The organism is Ruegeria sp. BF6 (assembly GCF_056538665.1).
Genome location: NZ_JBQFTN010000002.1, coordinates 395315 through 414296, shown reverse-complemented (window position 1 = coordinate 414296; position 18982 = coordinate 395315). Strand labels below are relative to the sequence as shown.

The 18982-nt window shown below is 57.1% G+C and carries 16 protein-coding genes; 6 read left to right on the top strand and 10 right to left on the bottom strand.

The features are described 5' to 3' along the window. Window positions 1-12: 12 nt before the first annotated feature. The 4 genes from ACR0IM_RS10045 to ACR0IM_RS10030 all read right to left on the bottom strand — a co-directional run bounded on the left by ACR0IM_RS10045 (window position 13) and on the right by ACR0IM_RS10030 (window position 3986). A complete protein-coding gene (locus ACR0IM_RS10045) occupies window positions 13-474 on the bottom strand; it encodes a hypothetical protein (RefSeq protein WP_480594866.1) in 462 nt (153 codons plus the stop codon). A gap of 112 nt (window positions 475-586) precedes the next feature. Next, window positions 587-1477, bottom strand: a complete 891-nt coding sequence (locus tag ACR0IM_RS10040) for an FHA domain-containing protein (RefSeq protein WP_480681767.1) — start codon at window positions 1475-1477, stop codon at window positions 587-589. A 388-nt stretch (window positions 1478-1865) separates the two neighbouring features. Next, window positions 1866-2960, bottom strand: coding sequence for a mandelate racemase/muconate lactonizing enzyme family protein (locus tag ACR0IM_RS10035; protein WP_480681766.1), 1095 nt, complete (start codon window positions 2958-2960; stop codon window positions 1866-1868). 108 nt (window positions 2961-3068) lie between these two features. Then, entirely contained in the window at window positions 3069-3986 is a 918-nt protein-coding gene (locus tag ACR0IM_RS10030; RefSeq protein WP_480681765.1) for a LysR substrate-binding domain-containing protein, read from the bottom strand. A 177-nt stretch (window positions 3987-4163) separates the two neighbouring features. Here ACR0IM_RS10030 and ACR0IM_RS10025 point away from each other — a divergent pair, with 177 nt between their 5' ends. The 6 genes from ACR0IM_RS10025 to ACR0IM_RS10000 all read left to right on the top strand — a co-directional run bounded on the left by ACR0IM_RS10025 (window position 4164) and on the right by ACR0IM_RS10000 (window position 11046). Beyond that, window positions 4164-5063, top strand: coding sequence for an alcohol dehydrogenase catalytic domain-containing protein (locus ACR0IM_RS10025; RefSeq protein ID WP_480681764.1), 900 nt, complete (start codon window positions 4164-4166; stop codon window positions 5061-5063). After that, window positions 4958-5203 carry a zinc-binding dehydrogenase gene (locus ACR0IM_RS10020; RefSeq protein WP_480681815.1) on the top strand — a complete coding sequence of 82 codons (246 nt, stop codon included), beginning with the start codon at window positions 4958-4960 and terminating at the stop codon, window positions 5201-5203. The genes ACR0IM_RS10025 and ACR0IM_RS10020 overlap by 106 nt, the downstream gene beginning before the upstream one ends. 1271 nt (window positions 5204-6474) lie before the next feature. After that, window positions 6475-7680, top strand: a complete 1206-nt coding sequence (locus tag ACR0IM_RS10015) for a YcaO-like family protein (RefSeq protein WP_480641540.1) — start codon at window positions 6475-6477, stop codon at window positions 7678-7680. After that, complete coding sequence (locus ACR0IM_RS10010; RefSeq protein ID WP_480681763.1) at window positions 7677-8987, top strand: TfuA-like protein; 1311 nt, start codon at window positions 7677-7679, stop codon at window positions 8985-8987. Before ACR0IM_RS10015 ends, ACR0IM_RS10010 begins: the two co-directional genes overlap by 4 nt. Before the next feature lie 43 nt (window positions 8988-9030). Next, entirely contained in the window at window positions 9031-10323 is a 1293-nt protein-coding gene (locus tag ACR0IM_RS10005) for a gluzincin family metallopeptidase (protein ID WP_480681762.1), read from the top strand. A gap of 147 nt (window positions 10324-10470) precedes the next feature. Further along, entirely contained in the window at window positions 10471-11046 is a 576-nt protein-coding gene (locus ACR0IM_RS10000) for a hypothetical protein (protein WP_480594883.1), read from the top strand. 70 nt (window positions 11047-11116) lie between these two features. On the opposite strand, the gene ACR0IM_RS09995 is transcribed toward ACR0IM_RS10000, so the two are convergent. The 6 genes from ACR0IM_RS09995 to ACR0IM_RS09970 all read right to left on the bottom strand — a co-directional run bounded on the left by ACR0IM_RS09995 (window position 11117) and on the right by ACR0IM_RS09970 (window position 18921). Continuing rightward, a complete protein-coding gene (locus ACR0IM_RS09995; RefSeq protein WP_480641542.1) occupies window positions 11117-12886 on the bottom strand; it encodes an adenylate/guanylate cyclase domain-containing protein in 1770 nt (589 codons plus the stop codon). 92 nt (window positions 12887-12978) lie between these two features. Further along, entirely contained in the window at window positions 12979-13623 is a 645-nt protein-coding gene (locus ACR0IM_RS09990) for a GNAT family N-acetyltransferase (RefSeq protein ID WP_480681761.1), read from the bottom strand. 192 nt (window positions 13624-13815) lie between these two features. Continuing rightward, entirely contained in the window at window positions 13816-14760 is a 945-nt protein-coding gene (locus tag ACR0IM_RS09985; RefSeq protein WP_480681760.1) for a substrate-binding domain-containing protein, read from the bottom strand. 36 nt (window positions 14761-14796) lie between these two features. Beyond that, on the bottom strand, window positions 14797-15804 hold the full coding sequence (locus tag ACR0IM_RS09980; protein WP_480641545.1) for an ABC transporter permease: 1008 nt from the start codon (window positions 15802-15804) through the stop codon (window positions 14797-14799). Continuing rightward, the gene (locus tag ACR0IM_RS09975; protein WP_480681759.1) at window positions 15801-17327 is read right to left on the bottom strand and encodes a sugar ABC transporter ATP-binding protein; all 1527 of its coding nucleotides are present in this window, start codon (window positions 17325-17327) and stop codon (window positions 15801-15803) included. Before ACR0IM_RS09975 ends, ACR0IM_RS09980 begins: the two co-directional genes overlap by 4 nt. A 40-nt stretch (window positions 17328-17367) precedes the next feature. Then, the gene (locus ACR0IM_RS09970) at window positions 17368-18921 is read right to left on the bottom strand and encodes a UxaA family hydrolase (protein ID WP_480681758.1); all 1554 of its coding nucleotides are present in this window, start codon (window positions 18919-18921) and stop codon (window positions 17368-17370) included. Window positions 18922-18982: the final 61 nt, after the last annotated feature.

Below are 18982 nucleotides of genomic sequence, written 5' to 3'. Positions count from 1 at the left end.
TCATCCCTTACCTCAGAGATGCTCCTGCACGTCCACGCAATGATACTTGGTCGCGTCCAGAATGTTGTGATCCCTGTCAGCCGCAGTAACGCACATGGTTGTGGCCCCATCTCGTGCCGACGTTGAGGCAGCCTCCTTGGTCACATAAGCGGGGTAATCGTCGTGTCGGTGCCATCGGCCTTGCTCGACATTAAACTCACTCTGAGCATTCCTGCCGACTTGCTCGACAGCATAACTTTCCCCCCACCAAGCGTGTAGGTGGTTCTTGGAGACGTCCGGTTCAAAGTTTGCTTCGTAGGTGATTGTAAGTTCGTCACCGTTTTTTTCGACCGAAACGATACGGACTTCGCAGCCATCCACCGGGCAGGCGTTAGGCATATCTGATTGTGCCGAAACTTCCACAGCGGACAGAAATGCGGTCGCTCCTAGGATCAAACCACTGCGACACAATAGGTTTAAATGAATAAGCTGCATGCTTCCCTCCTGAGCTTGTTGAAATCAGCACTGCAAAATGATCCTAGCACGAAATGAATATATCTTTCTGAGACTTTCGCCACAGAACTCAGAAGATTGACTTGGGAAATGGCTATCGACGCACGACTTCGAATTCGAGAGGCCGGGCATCGGCGTGTTGAGTGGGAAGAGATAGCGATATCAAACCACCGCCAGCAAGCATGACCGCTTCTCGTTTTAGTTGAATTTCTCTTTCATTTTCAAACTTTACGTACGTGCCAGAAGAACTCCGATCTGTTAGCATGAGTTTGCCATTTTTCATGTTCAGCACAGCGTGTAATCGCGAGACCCACGGCTGTGTCATAACTACGTCGCATTGTTTGGATCTGCCGATTTTGATTTCACCACCCTCTCTGCAACGCCATGAGCGGTCGTTTTGATAGAGAATAAGGGCAAAATTATTCCCCTGGGCTCCTTGATTGTCGCCGCGATCAATCAGACCCGGCGGGTGCACAACCGTACTCAGCCCGTCTGTGGGTGCTCGCATTGAATAAGCCTTTACTGGATCGCTCACTCCTTTCAAGTGAAGGGGTCCAATCGGGGTGAGCAACTGCTTGATGTCTGGGCTCAGATAACTGGCGACGCTCTCACTGACGCAAGCCTCGCCTGGGTTCGCGGCCGCGGCTAGTCTGGCTGTTAGATTAACAGTTTCACCAAAAATACCATTCTCAGCTAAAACGATTGGACCATGATGTACTCCTGCATGAACGGACAACAAAGTGCCATGTGGCTTGTCAATCATATCCAATGCCGACTTAACCGCAGCATCCTGATCAAGAAAATAGCATAAGACGTCGTCGCCCTTTTGCCCTACAGGAACGCCACCAAAGGAAATTGCAGATTCTCTCAGTCGGTCAATCTCGAACTGTATCAGCTTCTGTGCCTGATCGTCTCCCATTGCTTCATAGAACGGAGTGCTATCCGAGATATCTGCAATTATCGTGGTGGCGAGTTTTGATTCCACAGTGATCTTCGCTGTTCAGTTCGTCGAAACACCATGCCATTCGGCATTAAGTTCCCAGACTAGGGTAAGGTAGCGAAACTAAGAAAATCAACCTGACTGTAACAGTGGCCACTGGCTGCAAATCAGTTTCAGTCAAGAGTGTCGCGACGGGTCATGTCGGATCACCTTAATAGTAATGATCAGCCCCACCTGAGTGGTCCAATTTGATTGTTAGTGCATGACCGGCCTTTGGTCCATCTGGATGATGGATTCGGGAGCCGGAGGGCGGTAGCCCAGAGCACTATGCGGTCGTTGCTATTTCTAGCTTCGTGTGTTCGCGGCACCGAATTACTGTAAACGCGGCGTCACAGTCGTCGCTGCCTAGCGCAAGAATGGGCCATCCTTAGCTCTAAACATAAACGGCGATGGGCTCTCCGATCACATTGAGCAAGGGCGTCGTGCCAAGGCCCGGCAAATCCGAGACTCTGACGCGACCATTTTCGACCACCGCCGCGTTTGAAACCGTCTCTTTCAACAGCCCCTTTGCGTTGATTGCGGATCGGATGGCGCGGCTGGGCGTGGAATGCGCCATATGCGCGACGACCGAGCAAGCCAATTCGCTGTAGGAACTATCTTGGATTTCCATTGGCACACGCAGCGCAATGCACAGATCGCGGATCAGGCGCATCTTGGAGATACCGCCAACCCGAGCCAGTTTGAGGTTCAGCCCATCCAGCACGCCATCCTCTTTCGCACGCAGAACGACGCCGATGTCGAGGGCAGATTCGTCTAGTATCAGCGGAACGCCGGTGGTCCGGCGCACTTCCTTGCATTCCTCGTAGGTGGCGCAGGGTTGTTCGAAATAAACATCGATATCACCCATGGCTTTGGCAACTCGGATCGCCTCATCCACGCGCCAGCCGCCGTTGCCGTCATATTTGAGCGACTCGCCTGGGCGCATCCGCTCTTTCATCCAGCGCAGATACTCGATGTCATGGGCCACATCGCCGCTGGTCTTGCCCGACAATTGCTGCGTGCCGTGGCGACGATGCCGTTCAATCGCTTCTTCCAGCTCCGGCCCCGGATCGGGTGGTATCGAGCCGACCACCTCAGGCGCTTCCGTCAGCATTCCTCCCAAAAGCATATAGAGCGGTGCATTCAGCGATCGCCCCAAAATATCCCAACAGGCCACGTCAAGCGCGGTTTTGACAAATGGCTGGCCGGTCATTTCAAAATCCATAACCTCGTTGATTGCGCCCACCATTCGGGGGTCCTTGCCGATCAGATGCGGGGCCAGTTCCTCGAGGCCTGCGCGTACCCCGCGTGCCCAGGCCGGGACAAAATTCGCGCCCCAGGGGACAGAGTCGCCCCAACCTTCAATCCCGGCGTCGGTTTTGATCCGAACCAGAGTGATGTCAAAATTGGACATCACCCGATCGTGGGAAATAGTGGCAGGTTTTATCGGTACATCGACCTGATAGACGGAGATTTGGGTGATTTTCATGAAGAACCGAGCCTCGCTTAACGGATAGGGCCGAGGTCAGGCTCGCCGCATAGTTTCCGGTGGTCAAAGCATTTCTCGTAGGGGCTTTGCCTCAGTTTTAGTCATAGCTCAGAGCGGCGATGGGGCTCTGAATTTCGAGATGATCCAGTCCCGGACGAGGCACCCATCCGGCGACAATTGCCGTTGTGACGGGACGATCAGGTAAAAGCTGAACTCGGTCTGCATCGGGATGTCGCAAGCAACAGTCAGCCAGCCGCGCGCGAACTGCTCACCCAAAAGCGGCTTCAGGCCGAGCGCGATCCCGGCCCCTTCAAAAGCCGCCTTGTTCAGCAACGTATAGGCATTCAGTCGCATGGCAGGGGTGGGCATTGCGCGCGTCACACCCGCTGCACGGAACCACGCAGGCCAGCTGACCCAATCCATGGTCGCGTCACCCAAGTGCAGCAGCGGCTGATCAAGCAGGTCCGCCGCATCCACGAACGGGGCCCGCCCATCCAGAAACCCCGGGCTGCAGACAGGAACCGCTTTGCCCGTGCGCAGAAAGGTCTTATCCACGCCAGCCCAACGCCCATGGCCGAATTGAATACCAATATCAAACGTATCCTGGGCCGTCGATAGATCTGCATCAGAGGCCAGAACCTGAATCGAGATATCGGGAAAACGGACCTTCAACTCTGGCAAAAGAGGCATCAACCAATAGATCGAGATGGCCTCTGTCGCCGCCACTGTCACCTGACGGTCCTGTGGTGGCAAAACAAGATCGGTTGTCGCATCTGCCAAATGATCAAGGGCGACTGTCACCGCATGATGGTAGCGCCGCCCGTCATCGGTCAGCGCCACAGAGCGATGCCCACGCCGAAACAGCGTCACTCCGAGGGAGATCTCCAACTCCCGCACCTGACGGCTGACAGCGCCTTGCGTTACGCAAAGCTCATCGGCGGCACGGGTAAAGCTGAGCCATCTACCCGCCGCCTCAAATGACAGTAAAGCGTTTAGGTTGGGCAGTTTGGATTTCAGGTTTGGCATGACGAAAACTCTGTCTTTTGCAGACATAATCCTCGTTTGAGGCGGTTTTGCTAGTCTGTAACCTCGTTGAGGTTAGAAACGCATTGCTCAGCCGCCAGAAGAGGACACCAATCCCATGAGTGAAACACCCCAGCAACTATGACCGCCGAGTAACTTGTCGGCCATGGCGGCATCGACATGTTGTATTACCGCGAAGATGTGCCCACTCCGACACCCGGTCCGGGGGAGGAGCTGATCCAGACGACCGCAGCAGGCGTGAACAACACCGATATCAACACGCGGATCGGCTGGTACTCCAAGAAAGTGACGGAAGAGACCAATACAGGCGGGGGCGAAGGGTTTGACGAGGTCGATGACCAGGAAGCGAGCTGGTCCGGCACACCGCTGACATTCCCTCGGATACAAGGCGCCGATGTGTGTGGCCGGATCGTCGCCGCGGGCGAAAGTGTGGATAGCGCGCGCATCGGCGAGCGCGTTCTCGTGCGCAACATGCTGCGCAGCTGTTTGGATTACCGACCCTATGAATGCTGGAGCATCGGATCAGAATGCGACGACGGTTTTGCGCAGTTTACCCTGGCCCCGGCCCGCGAGGGCCACAAGGTGAGCTGTGACTGGTCCGATGCCGAACTCGCCTCGATTCCATGCGCCTATTCCAGTGCCGAAAACATGCTGCACCGTGCGCATGTGGGCGCGGAAAAGGTCCTGATCACGGGCGCTTCCGGCGGGGTCGGATCCGCTGCGGTGCAACCGGCCAAGCGGCGCGGGGCATATGTGGCCGCGCTGGCTTCAGCCAGCAAGGCGGATGACGTCCTTGCCCTGGGTGCTGACCGCGTGATCGACCGCAACGCGGACCTGGTTGCGGAACTGGACAAAGCTGCGATGGACGTGGTCGTCGATCTTGTGGCGGGCGATCAATGGCCGAGCTTCCTAGACGTGTTGCGGCGCGGGGGCGCTACGCCACCGCAGGTGCCATCGCGGGCCCCATCTCGGAGATTGACGTTCGCACCCTTTATCTCAAGGACCTCACCCTGTTCGGATGCACCTTTCAGGAAGACGAGGTTTTCGAGAACCTGGTGACCTATATCGAAAGAGGCGAAATCCGCCCAGTAGTCGCCAAAACCTATCCGTTGTCCGATATCGCGATGGCTCAGGAAGACTTCCTGTCCAAGAAACATACAGGAAAGCTTGTTCTTATACCGCCAGCAGTGGGCAGGTGAATCTGCTATTGTGAAGCCGCAAAGCGGGTGCTGCGCCTGCAAAAAGATGCTGCGTCAACGAAATTCAAAAATCCAAGGTCGGCTAAGTCCCGCGAACTGTGAGTTCAAATGGCTTGCGATTCTGGACCGCAGCGAACGGCTGTTTCGACGGGCCGCATCGCAGCGATACTTGGGCCGGACCAATTGCTGCTCAAGGCCGAGTGCTGGGGCAGGGTATTCTGCTGATCAACCAAGCCCTAGTAAGACACACTGCGCCGGTTTCCAGATTGCGAAGAGGCTCATTGGCATTCTGTTTAACGTCGACTTGACGCACTTGAACCGTCGAAACACTCCAAAAGGGCAAAAATCCTAAGGTGTTGAATTCAATGGGAAGCGAGTCTCAATAATTCGGTCCCAGTATTTTCGTACTCCGACAGGTCTGAGAACGCTCAGTCGCTTTGGGTGTAATCAAGGTTATGTAAAAAATGCTATCAGCCGAGATTGGAGTGCCTCGAGCCAGATCCCGTCTTCCTCAGCAGGCCTTGCCATTGTATACGTTCAAGTTGCCGTCGACATCAAGTTCAAGGAGCTTAGAACACGACAAGCAGCCAAGCGGGTGCCACTGGCTGCATGGTGGACAGGATGGGCAACAATGCAGATTGGGAGGTCGTTCAATGCTCCAAGATCAGCGTGACATTTACTCGACGTTGGCCTGACGGACATATGAGGTTCGGTGGAGGTTTGCGCGTGTCGGCCGGATACCGCATTTCAAATCCGTCGTCGCGATTGGAGATCGAGGCGCTTTCGAACAGCGCCACGGTCCGCAGTTTTCCCTGCACTGTTACTTCAATCTGAACGGTGGTGGAGACAAAACCGTTCGACCATAATTGCCGCATCTCAGACCAACGGGTTTCAGGAAGGCCTGCGGCGATATTGGATTCGTGCCGGGGAGTCGATTGGCGCTTTCTTCGACCGAACCGGTCTTGCAAGCTTATTCCAGAACGCACCTGAATCACATGGATCGTTCAGCTTTGTCTGACCCACCCTATACGGCCCACTCAGGTTTGGCACTCGAGCCGCAAGGTTGGCCGGACACGTCAAACAATCCGCCTCATCTCAGTGTGATCCAGCAAGCCTGGGAGCGGTATCGGCAAATATCCCACCTCGGCTTCAGCCAAACGGCGCACCACAATGGTTGACCGAAAGGGCTCGATCCAGCATCCTGCGGCGTAACAGACTGGCCCGGCGCGGTTATTTTTCATTGCGGTCACTTTTTTAGCAAGGTCCGAAACATGCCCGATGCATCGCAGAAGCAATATGTGCTGGACACGCATCGGCTGCGCGACCCCGAGCAGACCTTGCATATCGTCAAGCCGTTTCTGAAAAGCATGGGCATCACCCGAATTGCGAACCTGACCGGGCTGGATCGGATCGGATTGCCCACGGTGATGGTTGCCCGGCCAAATTCCCGCTCAGTTGCGGTGTCGCTGGGCAAGGGACTGTCGTTGCGGGCGGCCGAGGCCTCGGGCGTGATGGAAGCGATTGAATCCTGGCACGCTGAACGGGTTCAGCTACCGCAACGTCTGGCCAGGTATTCCGAATTGGCCGAGGAAACCGCGGTGGTCGACGTGACCGGCCTGCCGCGAGTGACCGGAGGGCACTTTGACCCGCATCGGAATATGCTGTGGGTTCAGGGGCACGATCTGGCCGGGGATGAACCGTGCTGGGTTCCGCTCGAGATGGTCGATACCGACTATACCAGCGCGCCGGTCGGTGGTCAGGCCGCCTTTCCCCGCACCACCAATGGGCTGGCCTCGGGCAATAACCTGACTGAGGCCAGCTGCCACGCCATATGCGAACTGATCGAGCGGGATGCCACAACCCTGTGGCATCACCAACAGGGAACGCCGCGTCTTGATCCGGACAGCGTTGATGATCCGCGTTGTTGCCAAGCCATCAAGATGATTACCGACGCAGGGCTGGAGGTCGGGCTGTGGGACACGACCTCGGACGTAGGCATCGCCAGTTTCCGCTGCGTGATCTGCGAAGGTGGTGGGCAACCCGGTCATATTGGCATCGGTGATGGATGCCATCCGGATCGTGCCATCGCCTTGCTCCGAGCCCTGACCGAAGCGGCGCAGACGCGGCTGACCTATATCTCAGGTTCGCGGGATGATCTGGACCCCGAGGAATTCACCAATCAGGCCAAAATGGAACGTGGCCAGTATGTGCGCGATTTGATCGATGGTACCGCGGCGGATCAGAGTTTTTGCGACTGTCCGACTCATGTAACCAACTCCTTTGACGAGGATCTGGGCCTGTTATTGCAGCGGCTCTCTGCTGTTGGTGCCGCGCAGGTTGTGACGGTTGATCTGTCGCGGCCGGAATATGATATAGCGGTAGTCCGGGCCGTCATTCCCGGGCTTGAGGCACCGCATGACGAACCGGATTACATCCCCGGTCCCCGGGCGCTGCGCATCAGGGACGGCCTGACATGACTGCGGTGATTTTTGTCGGTCCGACCCTTGCGCCAGAGGCGGTCTTGAAGTGTTTGGATGCTACAATCCTGCCCCCCGTCCGGCAGGGTGACGTATACCGCGTTGTGCGTGAAAATCCGGCTGCCATCGGTATCATCGACGGGTTTTTCGAAGGCGTGCCCTCAGTCTGGCACAAGGAAATCCTGTGGGCGATCGAACAGGGCATTCCGGTTTTCGGCAGCGCCAGCATGGGCGCTTTGCGCGCGGCAGAGCTGGCTGATTTCGGAATGATCGGTGTTGGGCGCATTTACGAGGATTACTATGACGGTACGCTGCAGGATGATGACGAGGTTGCGGTTCTGCACAGTCCGGCCGAGCTGGGCTTCCAACCGCTGAGCGAACCGATGGTGTCAATTCGCGCGACTGTGGCACAGGCCCGGACCGTCGGGGTATTGCCGCCGGATACGGCCTCTGAGGTGCTGCGCTGCGCCAAGGCGATGCACTACCGTCATCGCATCTGGCCGGACATTCTCGGCACGCTTGGAAACCTGCCGGGTATTAGCGAATTCGCGGACTGGTTGCCGAAGGGTCGCATCGACGCCAAGGCCCAGGATGCGGTTGCCATGCTGACTCGTATGTCGGAACATCAGGCCGGAGCCCCCCTGCCCCCGTCAGACATTGCACGAACCGAGCCCACCTTGATGTGGAAGGCGTTGCGCGCACGGGTTGATTCCGGAAATCGTACCGCCGACCGTAGTGTGATCGACGAATTACGGCTTCAGCCCGAGCTTTACGCAAAGGTGCGGGAGCGTGCAATTCTGGCCCTGTTATCGCGCGAGGAGGCCTTGAGGCAGGATCGCCCCCCCGAACGCGCGGAGTTGGTTCGGCAAATGGAGGCCCACCGGGCCACTGTCGGCCTGTCACGAAGATCCGACCTGATGGCGTGGATTGCCGCGAATGATCTGAGCCCCGAGGGCTATGAAACGATGCTGGCGGATGCTGCCCGGATCGAAGCCGCCGCTGCGTCACGGGCGGGCCATCTTGACGAACACATGCTGTCGGAGCTGCGCCGCTCGGATCAGTACGCCGAGTTGCGGAACCGGGCTGCCAACAAGGCGGAACAGGCTCTTCCGACGGGCCGGTCCGGTGTGGACCGGTTGCGAGTGCTTTTGTGGTATTTTGAATCTCATCTTGACCAGCCGGTGCCCGATGACCTTGACTCTTATGCAGTGGCGCTCGGGCTGGACGGGCGGGATGCGTTTTATGAGATGATAGAAGCCGAGTTTTTGTATTGCCACAGGGGTGCCGACACCGGAGCCGCAGAATAAGAGGCCGCCGGACTTGACCGAGTACCGCACGGGAGGGCGTATTGTGAACTTACCCGAACAGATTGATGAAGAACCCGGTACCCGGTTTCTGCTGTACCCACAGTCTCCGTTTCTGGAGCCCAACGCTCCACTGGAGCTGGTCGAGATTTCTGCACCACAAGGCAGTATCGGGCCCGGGCCGTCGGGGCCGCGCATGTACACGGTTGACCCGGTGGGGAAAACCACCCCTTACGGCGCGATCGTGCCGGGGCCAAATGGGCCGGGCATGTATCTGCCGCCTTGGGACGGTCAAATCCAGCCGCCCGCCATGCCGGATGAATTCGGCAACTTCATCCATATCGATCCCAGCAACCCCGCTTTTGAAGCCGCACATCTGTTCGGTTCGGCTCATTTCACCATGGATGTCTGGCAGGGCTATTTCGACCGCCCGATCCCGTGGCATTTCGCCCGTGATTTCGACCGTCTGGAACTGTCGCTTCTGCCTAGTCTGGACAACGCGCATATCGGTTGGGGCTTTCTGGAAACCGGTGGCACCCATGAGCACGGGGATGAATACCGGCCCTATAGCCTGAATTTCGACGTGGTCGCGCATGAGATCGGCCATGCCATCATCTACAGCGTGATCGGGATGCCAACAGATGGCGATGCCTCGGGTGAGTATTACGGATTTCATGAATCCGCTGCCGATCTGGTGGCTTTGTTGGCGTCGCTGCATTTCGGTTCGGTGGTGGATGATTTACTGGAGAACACGCGGGGGAACCTCTACACCTTCAACCGCCTCAGCCGATTTGCCGAACTGTCTGAAAACGCGCAGATCCGGCTTGCGGCGAATGATCGGTCCTTGTCGGAATTCGCCGCCGGATGGTCCAGCGAGCATGCTCTGTCCGAACCCCTGACCGGTGCGATGTTCGATATCTTTGTCGATATCTATCACGAGCGTTTGCTGGTTCACGGCTTGATCTCGGCCGAGGAGGAGAACCTGTCGGATCAGTTGGAAGGATCGCCTGACTATAACCGGGTAATGCAGGGTGTTTTCGACAAGCGATATGCCGAAAACCCCGAAGGCTTTCGCATCGCCCTGCTGGAGGCGCGCGACTATCTGGGCACATATCTGGCTGACACGTGGGAAATGCTGGATGCGGATATGCTCAGCTATTTCGGAGTGGAAAAGGCCCTGCTGGCCGTGGATCAAGAGATCACCGGTGGTGCTTTTCGCAATATTATCGAAGGCAACTTCCGTGTGCGTGACATCGGATTGACAACCGCAGGACCGCGCCTGCTTGATCCTGAAGAAGGCAGTCATTCAAATTCGGTCCGCACGCAGGTGCCGGACTGATGCCTAAAACCCTTTATTTTTAAATGGTTTTGTGGCATCCAATCGAAAGGTGATTTTTAGGAACATTTTGACTCGTGACTTTTCGGGTCTTCGTTAGGGGGGGCGAGGCGTCCCATGTCGTCAAGCCTGCAATCAGGAGATGAGTTTATGCCAGAAACTTTGCTCAGTTTTTCCGAAGTGTTGATTTTCGGACGCGTCCTTGATGACATGAAATACGTCGTCACCGACAAGCGCGGACAGGGAAATAACAAACAACTGGACAAGCAGTTTGCCAAGGACGGCGAAGATGAGCCCAGGTTCGCCAAGATTTACGGGTTCGCCTATGAAGGTACATATTACGACCTTCCCGAACCCGCGATCTTCCTTGTTCATGGCAAAGGAAAAAGCGCCACGGATGGCAATCTGCCGGGAAATCTTGCCTCTCGGGCGCCCAACGATCCATCCAAAAGCGGTGTCGCGGCCGCTGACTATCAGATGGCCAACGACATTATGTACTGGAACTACGACAAGGCTGATCAGACCATGCGTATGGATGTCACGTCGGGTATGTTCGAACAGGTGCTGCTGGACATCTACTTCGGCTTTGACAGCCCCGCGATCAGCGGCGCCCGCGTGAGTGGTGCGCGGGTTAGCGGCGCACGTGTGAGCGGAGCCAGGGTTAGTGGTGCGCGCGTAAGCGGAGCCAGGGTCAGCGGCGCACGTGCGCGGGGCTCGGAAGACTGACGCGGGTAATACTCCGGCGGATAGCAGAATAGATTTGCGAAAGGCCCTGCTCAGCAGGAGCCTTTCTCGTTCAGAACCCTGCTTTTTTCAGGCCCTCGACAAAATGCTGAGTGTCCTCAGGCAGGCGGTCGGGCTGTACATTCTCCCACCGTTTCAAAGAGAAATTGGGATGCGCTTTGCGATGTCTATCCGCAATATCTCGCGCGATGTCCAACTGATCGAGATGTGCGAAGCTGGCGGCCAGCAAGCGTTGTCCTTCGGTGGGATTGTTCATCTTGTTGACGGCGTCAATGGCTTCCCTATAGCGCTTGAGGTTGAAATACGCCCCACCCAGATGCCACAGGTACTGGTCCGGGAAGTACGGATTTAACCGCATTGCCTGCTGCAAATGAGTGATTGCCGTTTCGTTGTCACCATAATGTGCCAACGCATCGGCGAAATCGGAATGCATGTCAGCGTCATTCGGGTTCAGCGCCAGAGCACGCCGATAGGATTGCAGCGCTGCATCATGTTCCTTGCGATACAGATGGACATAGCCCAGTTCCCCAAAACCACGCGCATCGGTGGGGTCCAGTTCGATTGCACGCTGCGCAAAGGACAACGCCTGGTCCAGCGCGGTAGAGGGATCCTTGCTCCAGGAATAACGCCAGTCGATATTCAGTGTTCGCGACAGCGCCGCCGCTGCACGGGCATAGCCTTCGTCCCGGTCAAGCGCGGATTGGTAGAAGTCTTGCGCCTTGCGGTTGTCGTTCCGTGTATACTTAAAAATATGGTGCTGACCCTGAAGCACGGAACCATAAGCCTCAAGGTCAGACGGGATCGCCTGAATCATGCGCCGCTTTTCGTGCGATTCAATCATCACCGCGGTGGCGGCCACGATGCACTCGGTCACTTCGTCCAGGATATCGAAAATATCGTCGATCTTGCGATCAAACCGCTCGCCCCAAATGGTGCGTTCGGTTGTGGCATCTATCAATTCCGCCGTAATCCGGATGCGGCTTGCCGACCGGCGCACACTGCCCCGGGCGACATAGCGCACATTCAGCTTTTGCGCCGCCTCTTTCGGTGGCATCGACTGCGTCTTGAAGAAGAAGGACGAGTTCCGCGCAATCACGAACAGATTCCGGAATTTGGACAGGTTCATGATGATGTCGTCGGTCAGCCCCTCGGCGATCCAGCTGTCCGACTCGTCCCCGCTCTGGCTGCTGAAAGGCAGAATGGCGACCGAGGGAGTGTCGGGGCGCTCCAGCACGTCTCCAAGGATTTCGGGCCGCATCGTCCCGGCCATTGTCGCCCCGGCCACCTCACTGCGCACGCAGTAGGTTGAGACAGGGGACAGAATGTTTTTCAACTGTTTGGGACCAAGAAACTCATACCCATAGCGCAGGCGGTTGCAGACTTGGTCATAGACAGCCGAGCTGACGTAGACCCTTTCAGGTTCCGCGATTTCCTGCAGCCGGGCGGCGATATTGACGTTGTCGCCATGGATGCCACGATCATCGATCAGGATTTCTCCCAGATGGACGCCGGCGCGGAACATGAGTCGCTGATCATCGGTGCGCTCTTGGTTGTGCTGGCTGGCAATACGGTGCAGTTCCACCCCGAACTCCACCGCGCTGGTGGCAGTGTCAAACAGGGCCAGAATACCGTCCCCGCGCACCTCGACCACCCGGCCCTGAAACGCAGCGCAGGTCTCTTCGAGTTGAGACATCAATGATTTTAAAGCATTATACGTATCCAGCTCATTCTCGCTCATCAGGCGCGAGTACCCGACGACGTCGGCAAACAGGATCGCGCCCAGCTTCTGCGTGATGGAAGGATTTGGACTTGTGGTGTTCACATTCAATACTCGTCTCAGGGGCTGCGTTCGAACCCTATCGTCAGTTTATAGCAAAATGTGCTTTTGCGCTCTGAAAGCGAAATCACACCCCGTTACTCACACTCATCAACTTGCGGTGGCCAGGACCAACCCGAAGTCCCGTCCGACCCGAGGGTCACGACTGTCGCCCGGTCAAGTTCGTTTGCTAGGATGGGGCGCCTGTCCATCCAATCTTGCCTGAGAATGCCAACGACGATCATGTCGTAGAATGTTCCATCCGCGAACCAAGCTTGCCGCATTGTCCCTTCGACCTGACACCCCAGTCTTTCCACGAGGTCGCGACTTATGTGGTTATCTTCCCGATAGTACGAGGTAAGCCGGTTCAAGCCAAGCTGGCGGAATGCAAAATCGGCAACCAGAGCGGTCGCCCTGATAGCCAAACCTAACCGTCTGGCTGATTTTTCGACGAACATGGCAACAACTGCGTCCCGGTTGACTGGGGAAATGCCCTCGAGTCCCGCCATTCCAAGAATCTGTCCGCTGCTGGATTCGATAGCGAACCAGCATCTGTTGTCGCTTCCAAATGGGTTCAGCGCGCCGTTCCAGACCTCTTCGGTTTGTGCCATATTGAATGGAATACGTAACGTGCGGTCAAATCGGGCGAGGTCCTCGATATCCTGAAACCAGGGAGTGATGACCTCCAGATCCGCCTTCTCGAGGGGACGCAGCTTGAATACGCTGTTGGATGTGTCTGGCAATGGATCAACTACCTTTAATTAAAGTCAGAAAATACATTCTGGACCCTAACACACTTGTTCATCAAATACGAAACGAGAATACATCGGCCCCGGCGGAATTGCTCCGACGGGCCTGTGTACGGTAGACCAAAGCCAAACGGAAACCGACCCACCTGAAACAGGCGGGCCGGTTCGCCGTGAGTGGTGTGGTCGTTAGTCGTACAGAACGGCCGATATCTTCGGGTCGTCCATGTTAGATGCGTCATAGTAGTAGAAGCCAGTGTCGATCAGCGACGGCACTTCCTCGCCATTCAGAGCGGCAACGGCGGCCTTGACAGTTTCATAGCCAATCCCAACCGGATTCTGAGTAATGGCCCCCGCCATCAGACCGCTTTTGATCGCGTCTTTCTGAGCTTTGCCGCTGTCATATCCGATAATGACCAGCCCTTCGGTGCCCAGTTCCTGCACGCCGTTCACCACACCGATGGCCGAGCCTTCGTTGGTACCGAAAATACCGTTCAAATCCGGGTTTGCGGTCAGGATCGCCTTGGTGACCTCGGTAGATTTCAGGTGGTCGCCTTGGCCGTATTGAACGGTGACAACCTCAATATCCGGGTACTTCTCGGCAATGCGGTTTACGAACCCGTCGCGGCGGTCGATGCCGGTGCGGCTGGTCTGGTCATGCGCGACCACGGCGACCTTGCCTTTGCCACCCAGCATTTCAGCCATCTTGTCTGCGGCCAGACCTGCTGCGGCCAGGTTGTCTGTTGTTGCGGTCGAGACCGGGATGTCGCTGTCGACGCCACTGTCAAAGGCGATGATCGGGATACCTTTTTCGTCAGCCTGTTTCAGCAGCGGGATGGCGGCCTGACTGTCCAAAGCGGCAAAGCCTATTGCCTTGGGATTGTTGGCCAACGCCGCGGCCAGCATGTCGATTTGGCGGTCGACCATAGTCTCGTTGTCGGGCCCTTCGAAAGTAATGGTCACACCATATTCGTCTGCGGCCTGTTCGGCGCCGGATTTCACCGCCTGCCAGAACTGGTGCTGGAAGCCTTTGGACACAAGCGGAATGAAAACATCCTCGGCCACAGCCATTGAGGCCGGAGCCGCAAGGGTGGCCGCGCTCAGCGCCCCCAGAATAAAACGACGTGTAAACATAATTCTCTCCTCCTTGTTGGTCGTTTGTGTGTAAGCTCAGCCAATTTTCTTGCGCCGTGCCATGTCGGCATAAACGGCCAGAATGATGATCGCGCCGGTCACGACGGTCTGCCATTCCTGCGCCACAGACAGAACGCGCAACCCATTGGTCAGTACTGCCATGATCAGCGCACCGATCAGCGTACCCAGGATCGTGCCGCGCCCACCGGACAGGGATGTGCCCCCGATCACCACGGCCGCGATGGCCTCCAGTTCGTAACCCAGACCCAGCGCGGGCTGCGCCGAGTTCAGGCGTGACGCTATTAGGATACCGGCGATACCGCAGATTGCTCCGGCCAGCGCGTAGATGCGCATTTTCCACATGTCGGTGTTCACTCCGGACAGGCGCACCGCCTCTTCGTTCGATCCCAGCGCAAAGGTGTAGCGCCCCAGAACCGTGCGGCCCAGAATATACGAGGCCGCGATGGCCACGAGGAACAGGATCAGCACGCCGTTGGGGATGGGTAGCGCTGGGAAAACCTCTCCGACCAGGGACCCGCGCGAGATCTGGTCGAAACCCGGAGTGTCGTTGAAATAGATCGGGCGCGTGCCCGAAATTACCAGCGAAAGGCCCTTGAGGATCAGCATCATGCCCAGCGTGGCGATGAAGGGCGGGATTTTCATCTTGGCCACAAACGTACCAGAGCACAGACCGCACAGTGCACCTGCCCCAATGGCCGCCGCAACACCCAGCAGCAACGGCATCCCCATATAAGTCAGCACCACCCCCGCGATCACCGCACAGAACGTCATCAGCGTGCCCAGCGACAGATCAATCCCGCCAGTGATGATGATTAAAGTCGCCGCCACGGCCAGCACCCCGTTGACCGAGGTGGCCTGCAGAATGGCGATCATGTTCGAGGTTTGCATGAAATTCGGCGACGCGATCGAGAACCCGATCAGCAGGGCAATCAAACTGGCAAACGCCAGCAGCTTTTGATAGGCGCCGCTCTCCGACAGACCCGCAAGCGGCTTTTTCTTGTCGATATCCGTGGCTGTGGTCATAGGACTGTCCCTGTTACCTGCATCGCCGCCTTGCGTTGGGTTGCCAGATGCATGATGTCTTCCTGAGTGGTGTCTTTCCCGCCGGGCAGAATGCCGGTCAGTCGGCCTTCGCACATCACGGCGATGCGGTGGCTGAGGCGCATGATCTCGGGCAGTTCCGATGAAACCACGATGATCGCCTTGCCTTGTCCGGCCAGTTCTTCAAGCAGCTTGTAGATCTCGGATTTTGCGCCCACGTCGATGCCACGGGTGGGCTCGTCAAAGATCAGGATATCGCAGTCGCGCAGCAGCCATTTGGCGATGACGACCTTCTGCTGATTGCCGCCAGACAACAACCGTACCTCCTGCACGTCCGAGGGAGTACGTATACCCAACTGATTGATGTAACTTTTGGCCGCGGAGCTGATTTCACCGTCTTTCAGAACCCCACCCGTCGCGGTGAACAGGTCCATCGAGGCCAGAGCGATATTGTCCCGCACGTTCATGCCCGTTGCCAGACCGAAGTGCTTGCGGTCTTCCGACAGATACCCGATCCCCGCGTTCACCGCATCCTTGGGAGACTTGATCGACACGGGGTTCCCATGCACACGAACCTCCCCGCTGTCTTTGGGGTCGGCCCCGAAAATGGCGCGGGCCACTTCGGTGCGCCCTGCTCCCATCAACCCGGCAAAACCCAGTATTTCACCTTTCTGAACCGAAAAGCTGACGTCGTGAATGTCCTTTCCCCGTGTCAGGCCGGAAACCTGCAGCGACACTTCGGCAGCGCCCAGATCCGGAACGTCCAGTGGTTTCTCATTCACCTCACGCCCCACCATCATCGCGATGATCCGGCTGATAGGTGTGTCCGCCGCGTCCACGGTGCCAACATATTCACCGTCACGCATGACGGTGACGCGGTCGGCGATCTGCTTCAGTTCGTCCATCTTGTGGCTGATGTAGACAATGCCCACGCCTTCGGCCTTGAGGCGGCGGATGATGACAAACAGTTCGGCAATCTCAGCATCGTTCAGTGCCGCTGTTGGTTCGTCCATGACCAGAACCTTAGACCGATAAGACAACGCCTTTGCGATTTCGACCATCTGCTGTTTCGCAATGGTCAGGCTACCAACCAGTGTTCTCGGTTCCAGCGACAGGTTCATCGACGCAAAAATTTCGGAGGTTTGCGCGTTCAGCGCGGCCTCGTCCAGACGGCCGAAACTCTTGCGCGGCTCGCGTCCGATAAAGATGTTCTGCGCCACCGTCAGGTCATTCATAAGGCTCAGTTCCTGATGGATGATGCCGATCCCCAGATCCTGCGCCTCGCGCGGGGTGGTCGGGCTGACTGATTTGCCTTCGATCACCAGATCACCGCCATCGCGCTGGTAGATGCCTGACAGAATCTTCATCAGTGTGCTTTTTCCGGCCCCGTTCTCACCCATCAGCGCGTGAACCTCGCCCGGGAACAGATCGAACTGCACGGATTTCAGCGCGTGCACTCCGGGGAAATGCTTGTCGATCCCCGTCATGTCGACCAGTTTTGTCATTTCTCCTCCCATATCGCCCTCTCCCCAAGGGCTGCGCGGGTTACATCACCGCGCCGATTTGCCAGGGGACGAACTCGACGCCCCCAAAGCCAAGTTCCTCACTTTTGGTTTGCTCTCCGGAAGCGACACGAATCAGCATTTCAAATAGCTCTTCGCCCTTGGATTCGATGCTGATGCCTTCGGTGACGATATCCCCGCAGTTCAGGTCCATGTCGTCTGCCATGCGCGCATACATTTCCGAGTTGGTGGCCAGTTTGATGCAGGGGGTCGGCTGATAGCCGGAAACCGAACCCCGCCCGGTGGTGAACACGATCAGATTTGCGCCCGAGGCCACCTGACCGGTGACCGAACAAGGATCGAATCCGGGGCTGTCCATGAAGACAAAGCCCTTCTTGTCGATCATCTCGCCGAATTTGTAGACGTCCCGCATCGGAGCGGTGCCGCCCTTGGCCACTGCGCCCAGCGATTTCTCCAAAATTGTCGTCAGGCCGCCTCGCTTGTTGCCGGGGCTGGGGTTGTTGTCCATCTCACCGCCGTTGCGGGCGGTATAATCTTCCCACCAATGGATGCGATCGATCAGCTTCTGGCCGACCTCCGGTGTTTCGGCGCGGCGGGTCAAAAGATGCTCTGCCCCGTAAATCTCGGAGGTTTCCGACAGGATTGTCGTGCCGCCATGGCGCACCAGCAAGTCCGAGGCATATCCCAGCGCCGGATTGGCGGTGATCCCGGAATACCCATCCGATCCACCGCATTGCATTCCGACCGTGATAGCACTGACCGGGGTCGGAGCGCGCTTCGCCTGATTGGCCAGTTCCGCAATACCGCGCAGTTCATGCAAGCCGCGCTCGATGGTGCGGCGGGTGCCGCCTTCGTTCTGGATGGTCATGTAGCGCAGCGCGCCATCCTGACGGATTGGACGGCCGCCGACCAGATCCGCGACTTGCATGACCTCGCAGCCCAACCCTATCAGCAGAATGCCAGCAAAGTTTGGATGCTGGGCATATCCAGCCAGGGTGCGGAACAGGGTCGCATAACCTTCGTTCTTACCTGACATGCCGCAGCCGGTGCCGTGTACGATCGGTACCACGCCGTCGATATTGGGATAATTGTCCAACAGGCACGTTTTTACAGCCGCTTCGGCAATAAAACGCGCGACCGAGCCCGAACAATTCACCGTTGTCAGAATGCCGATATAATTGCGCGTTCCAACCTTTCCGTCGGCTCGGTGAAAGCCCTGAAAAGTGCGGCCTTTATTCAGTGCCGCCAATGGCGTGTTGGCGCTTGCATGGGCATAATCCTGTTGATGCGCGCCCATCCCAAGATTGTGCAGGTGAACATGATCGCCAGGATTGATGTCACTTTTTGCCTGTCCGATGATTTGCCCGTAGCGAATAACACTCTCACCTGCAGCAATTGCGGTTACGGCGATCTTGTGCCCGCGATTGACAGGGCCGGACAGGGGTGTGGTCAGGCCGGCTGGCCAGTCTTCGGCGTGCAAATCGCGCAGCGCAATCACGACATTATCATCTGGGTTCAGCTTGACCGTATCGCGCGTCGCCGTTCCGAAGGCCTTATTTTTATGGCTTGCGTGCATCTTGTCCCCGCTTGACTGCTCTGATTGCTAAAACTTGACCGCGCACTTGTCAACTAACATG

Coding starts and splice junctions, on each gene's coding strand:
- ACR0IM_RS10045 (WP_480594866.1), bottom strand. CDS start 474: ATGCAGCTTATTCATTTAAACCTATTGTGTCGCAGTGGTTTGATCCTA.
- ACR0IM_RS10035 (WP_480681766.1), bottom strand. CDS start 2,960: ATGAAAATCACCCAAATCTCCGTCTATCAGGTCGATGTACCGATAAAA.
- ACR0IM_RS10030 (WP_480681765.1), bottom strand. CDS start 3,986: ATGCCAAACCTGAAATCCAAACTGCCCAACCTAAACGCTTTACTGTCA.
- ACR0IM_RS10025 (WP_480681764.1), top strand. CDS start 4,164: ATGTTGTATTACCGCGAAGATGTGCCCACTCCGACACCCGGTCCGGGG.
- ACR0IM_RS10015 (WP_480641540.1), top strand. CDS start 6,475: ATGCCCGATGCATCGCAGAAGCAATATGTGCTGGACACGCATCGGCTG.
- ACR0IM_RS10010 (WP_480681763.1), top strand. CDS start 7,677: ATGACTGCGGTGATTTTTGTCGGTCCGACCCTTGCGCCAGAGGCGGTC.
- ACR0IM_RS10000 (WP_480594883.1), top strand. CDS start 10,471: ATGCCAGAAACTTTGCTCAGTTTTTCCGAAGTGTTGATTTTCGGACGC.
- ACR0IM_RS09985 (WP_480681760.1), bottom strand. CDS start 14,760: ATGTTTACACGTCGTTTTATTCTGGGGGCGCTGAGCGCGGCCACCCTT.
- ACR0IM_RS09980 (WP_480641545.1), bottom strand. CDS start 15,804: ATGACCACAGCCACGGATATCGACAAGAAAAAGCCGCTTGCGGGTCTG.
- ACR0IM_RS09975 (WP_480681759.1), bottom strand. CDS start 17,327: ATGACAAAACTGGTCGACATGACGGGGATCGACAAGCATTTCCCCGGA.
- ACR0IM_RS09970 (WP_480681758.1), bottom strand. CDS start 18,921: ATGCACGCAAGCCATAAAAATAAGGCCTTCGGAACGGCGACGCGCGAT.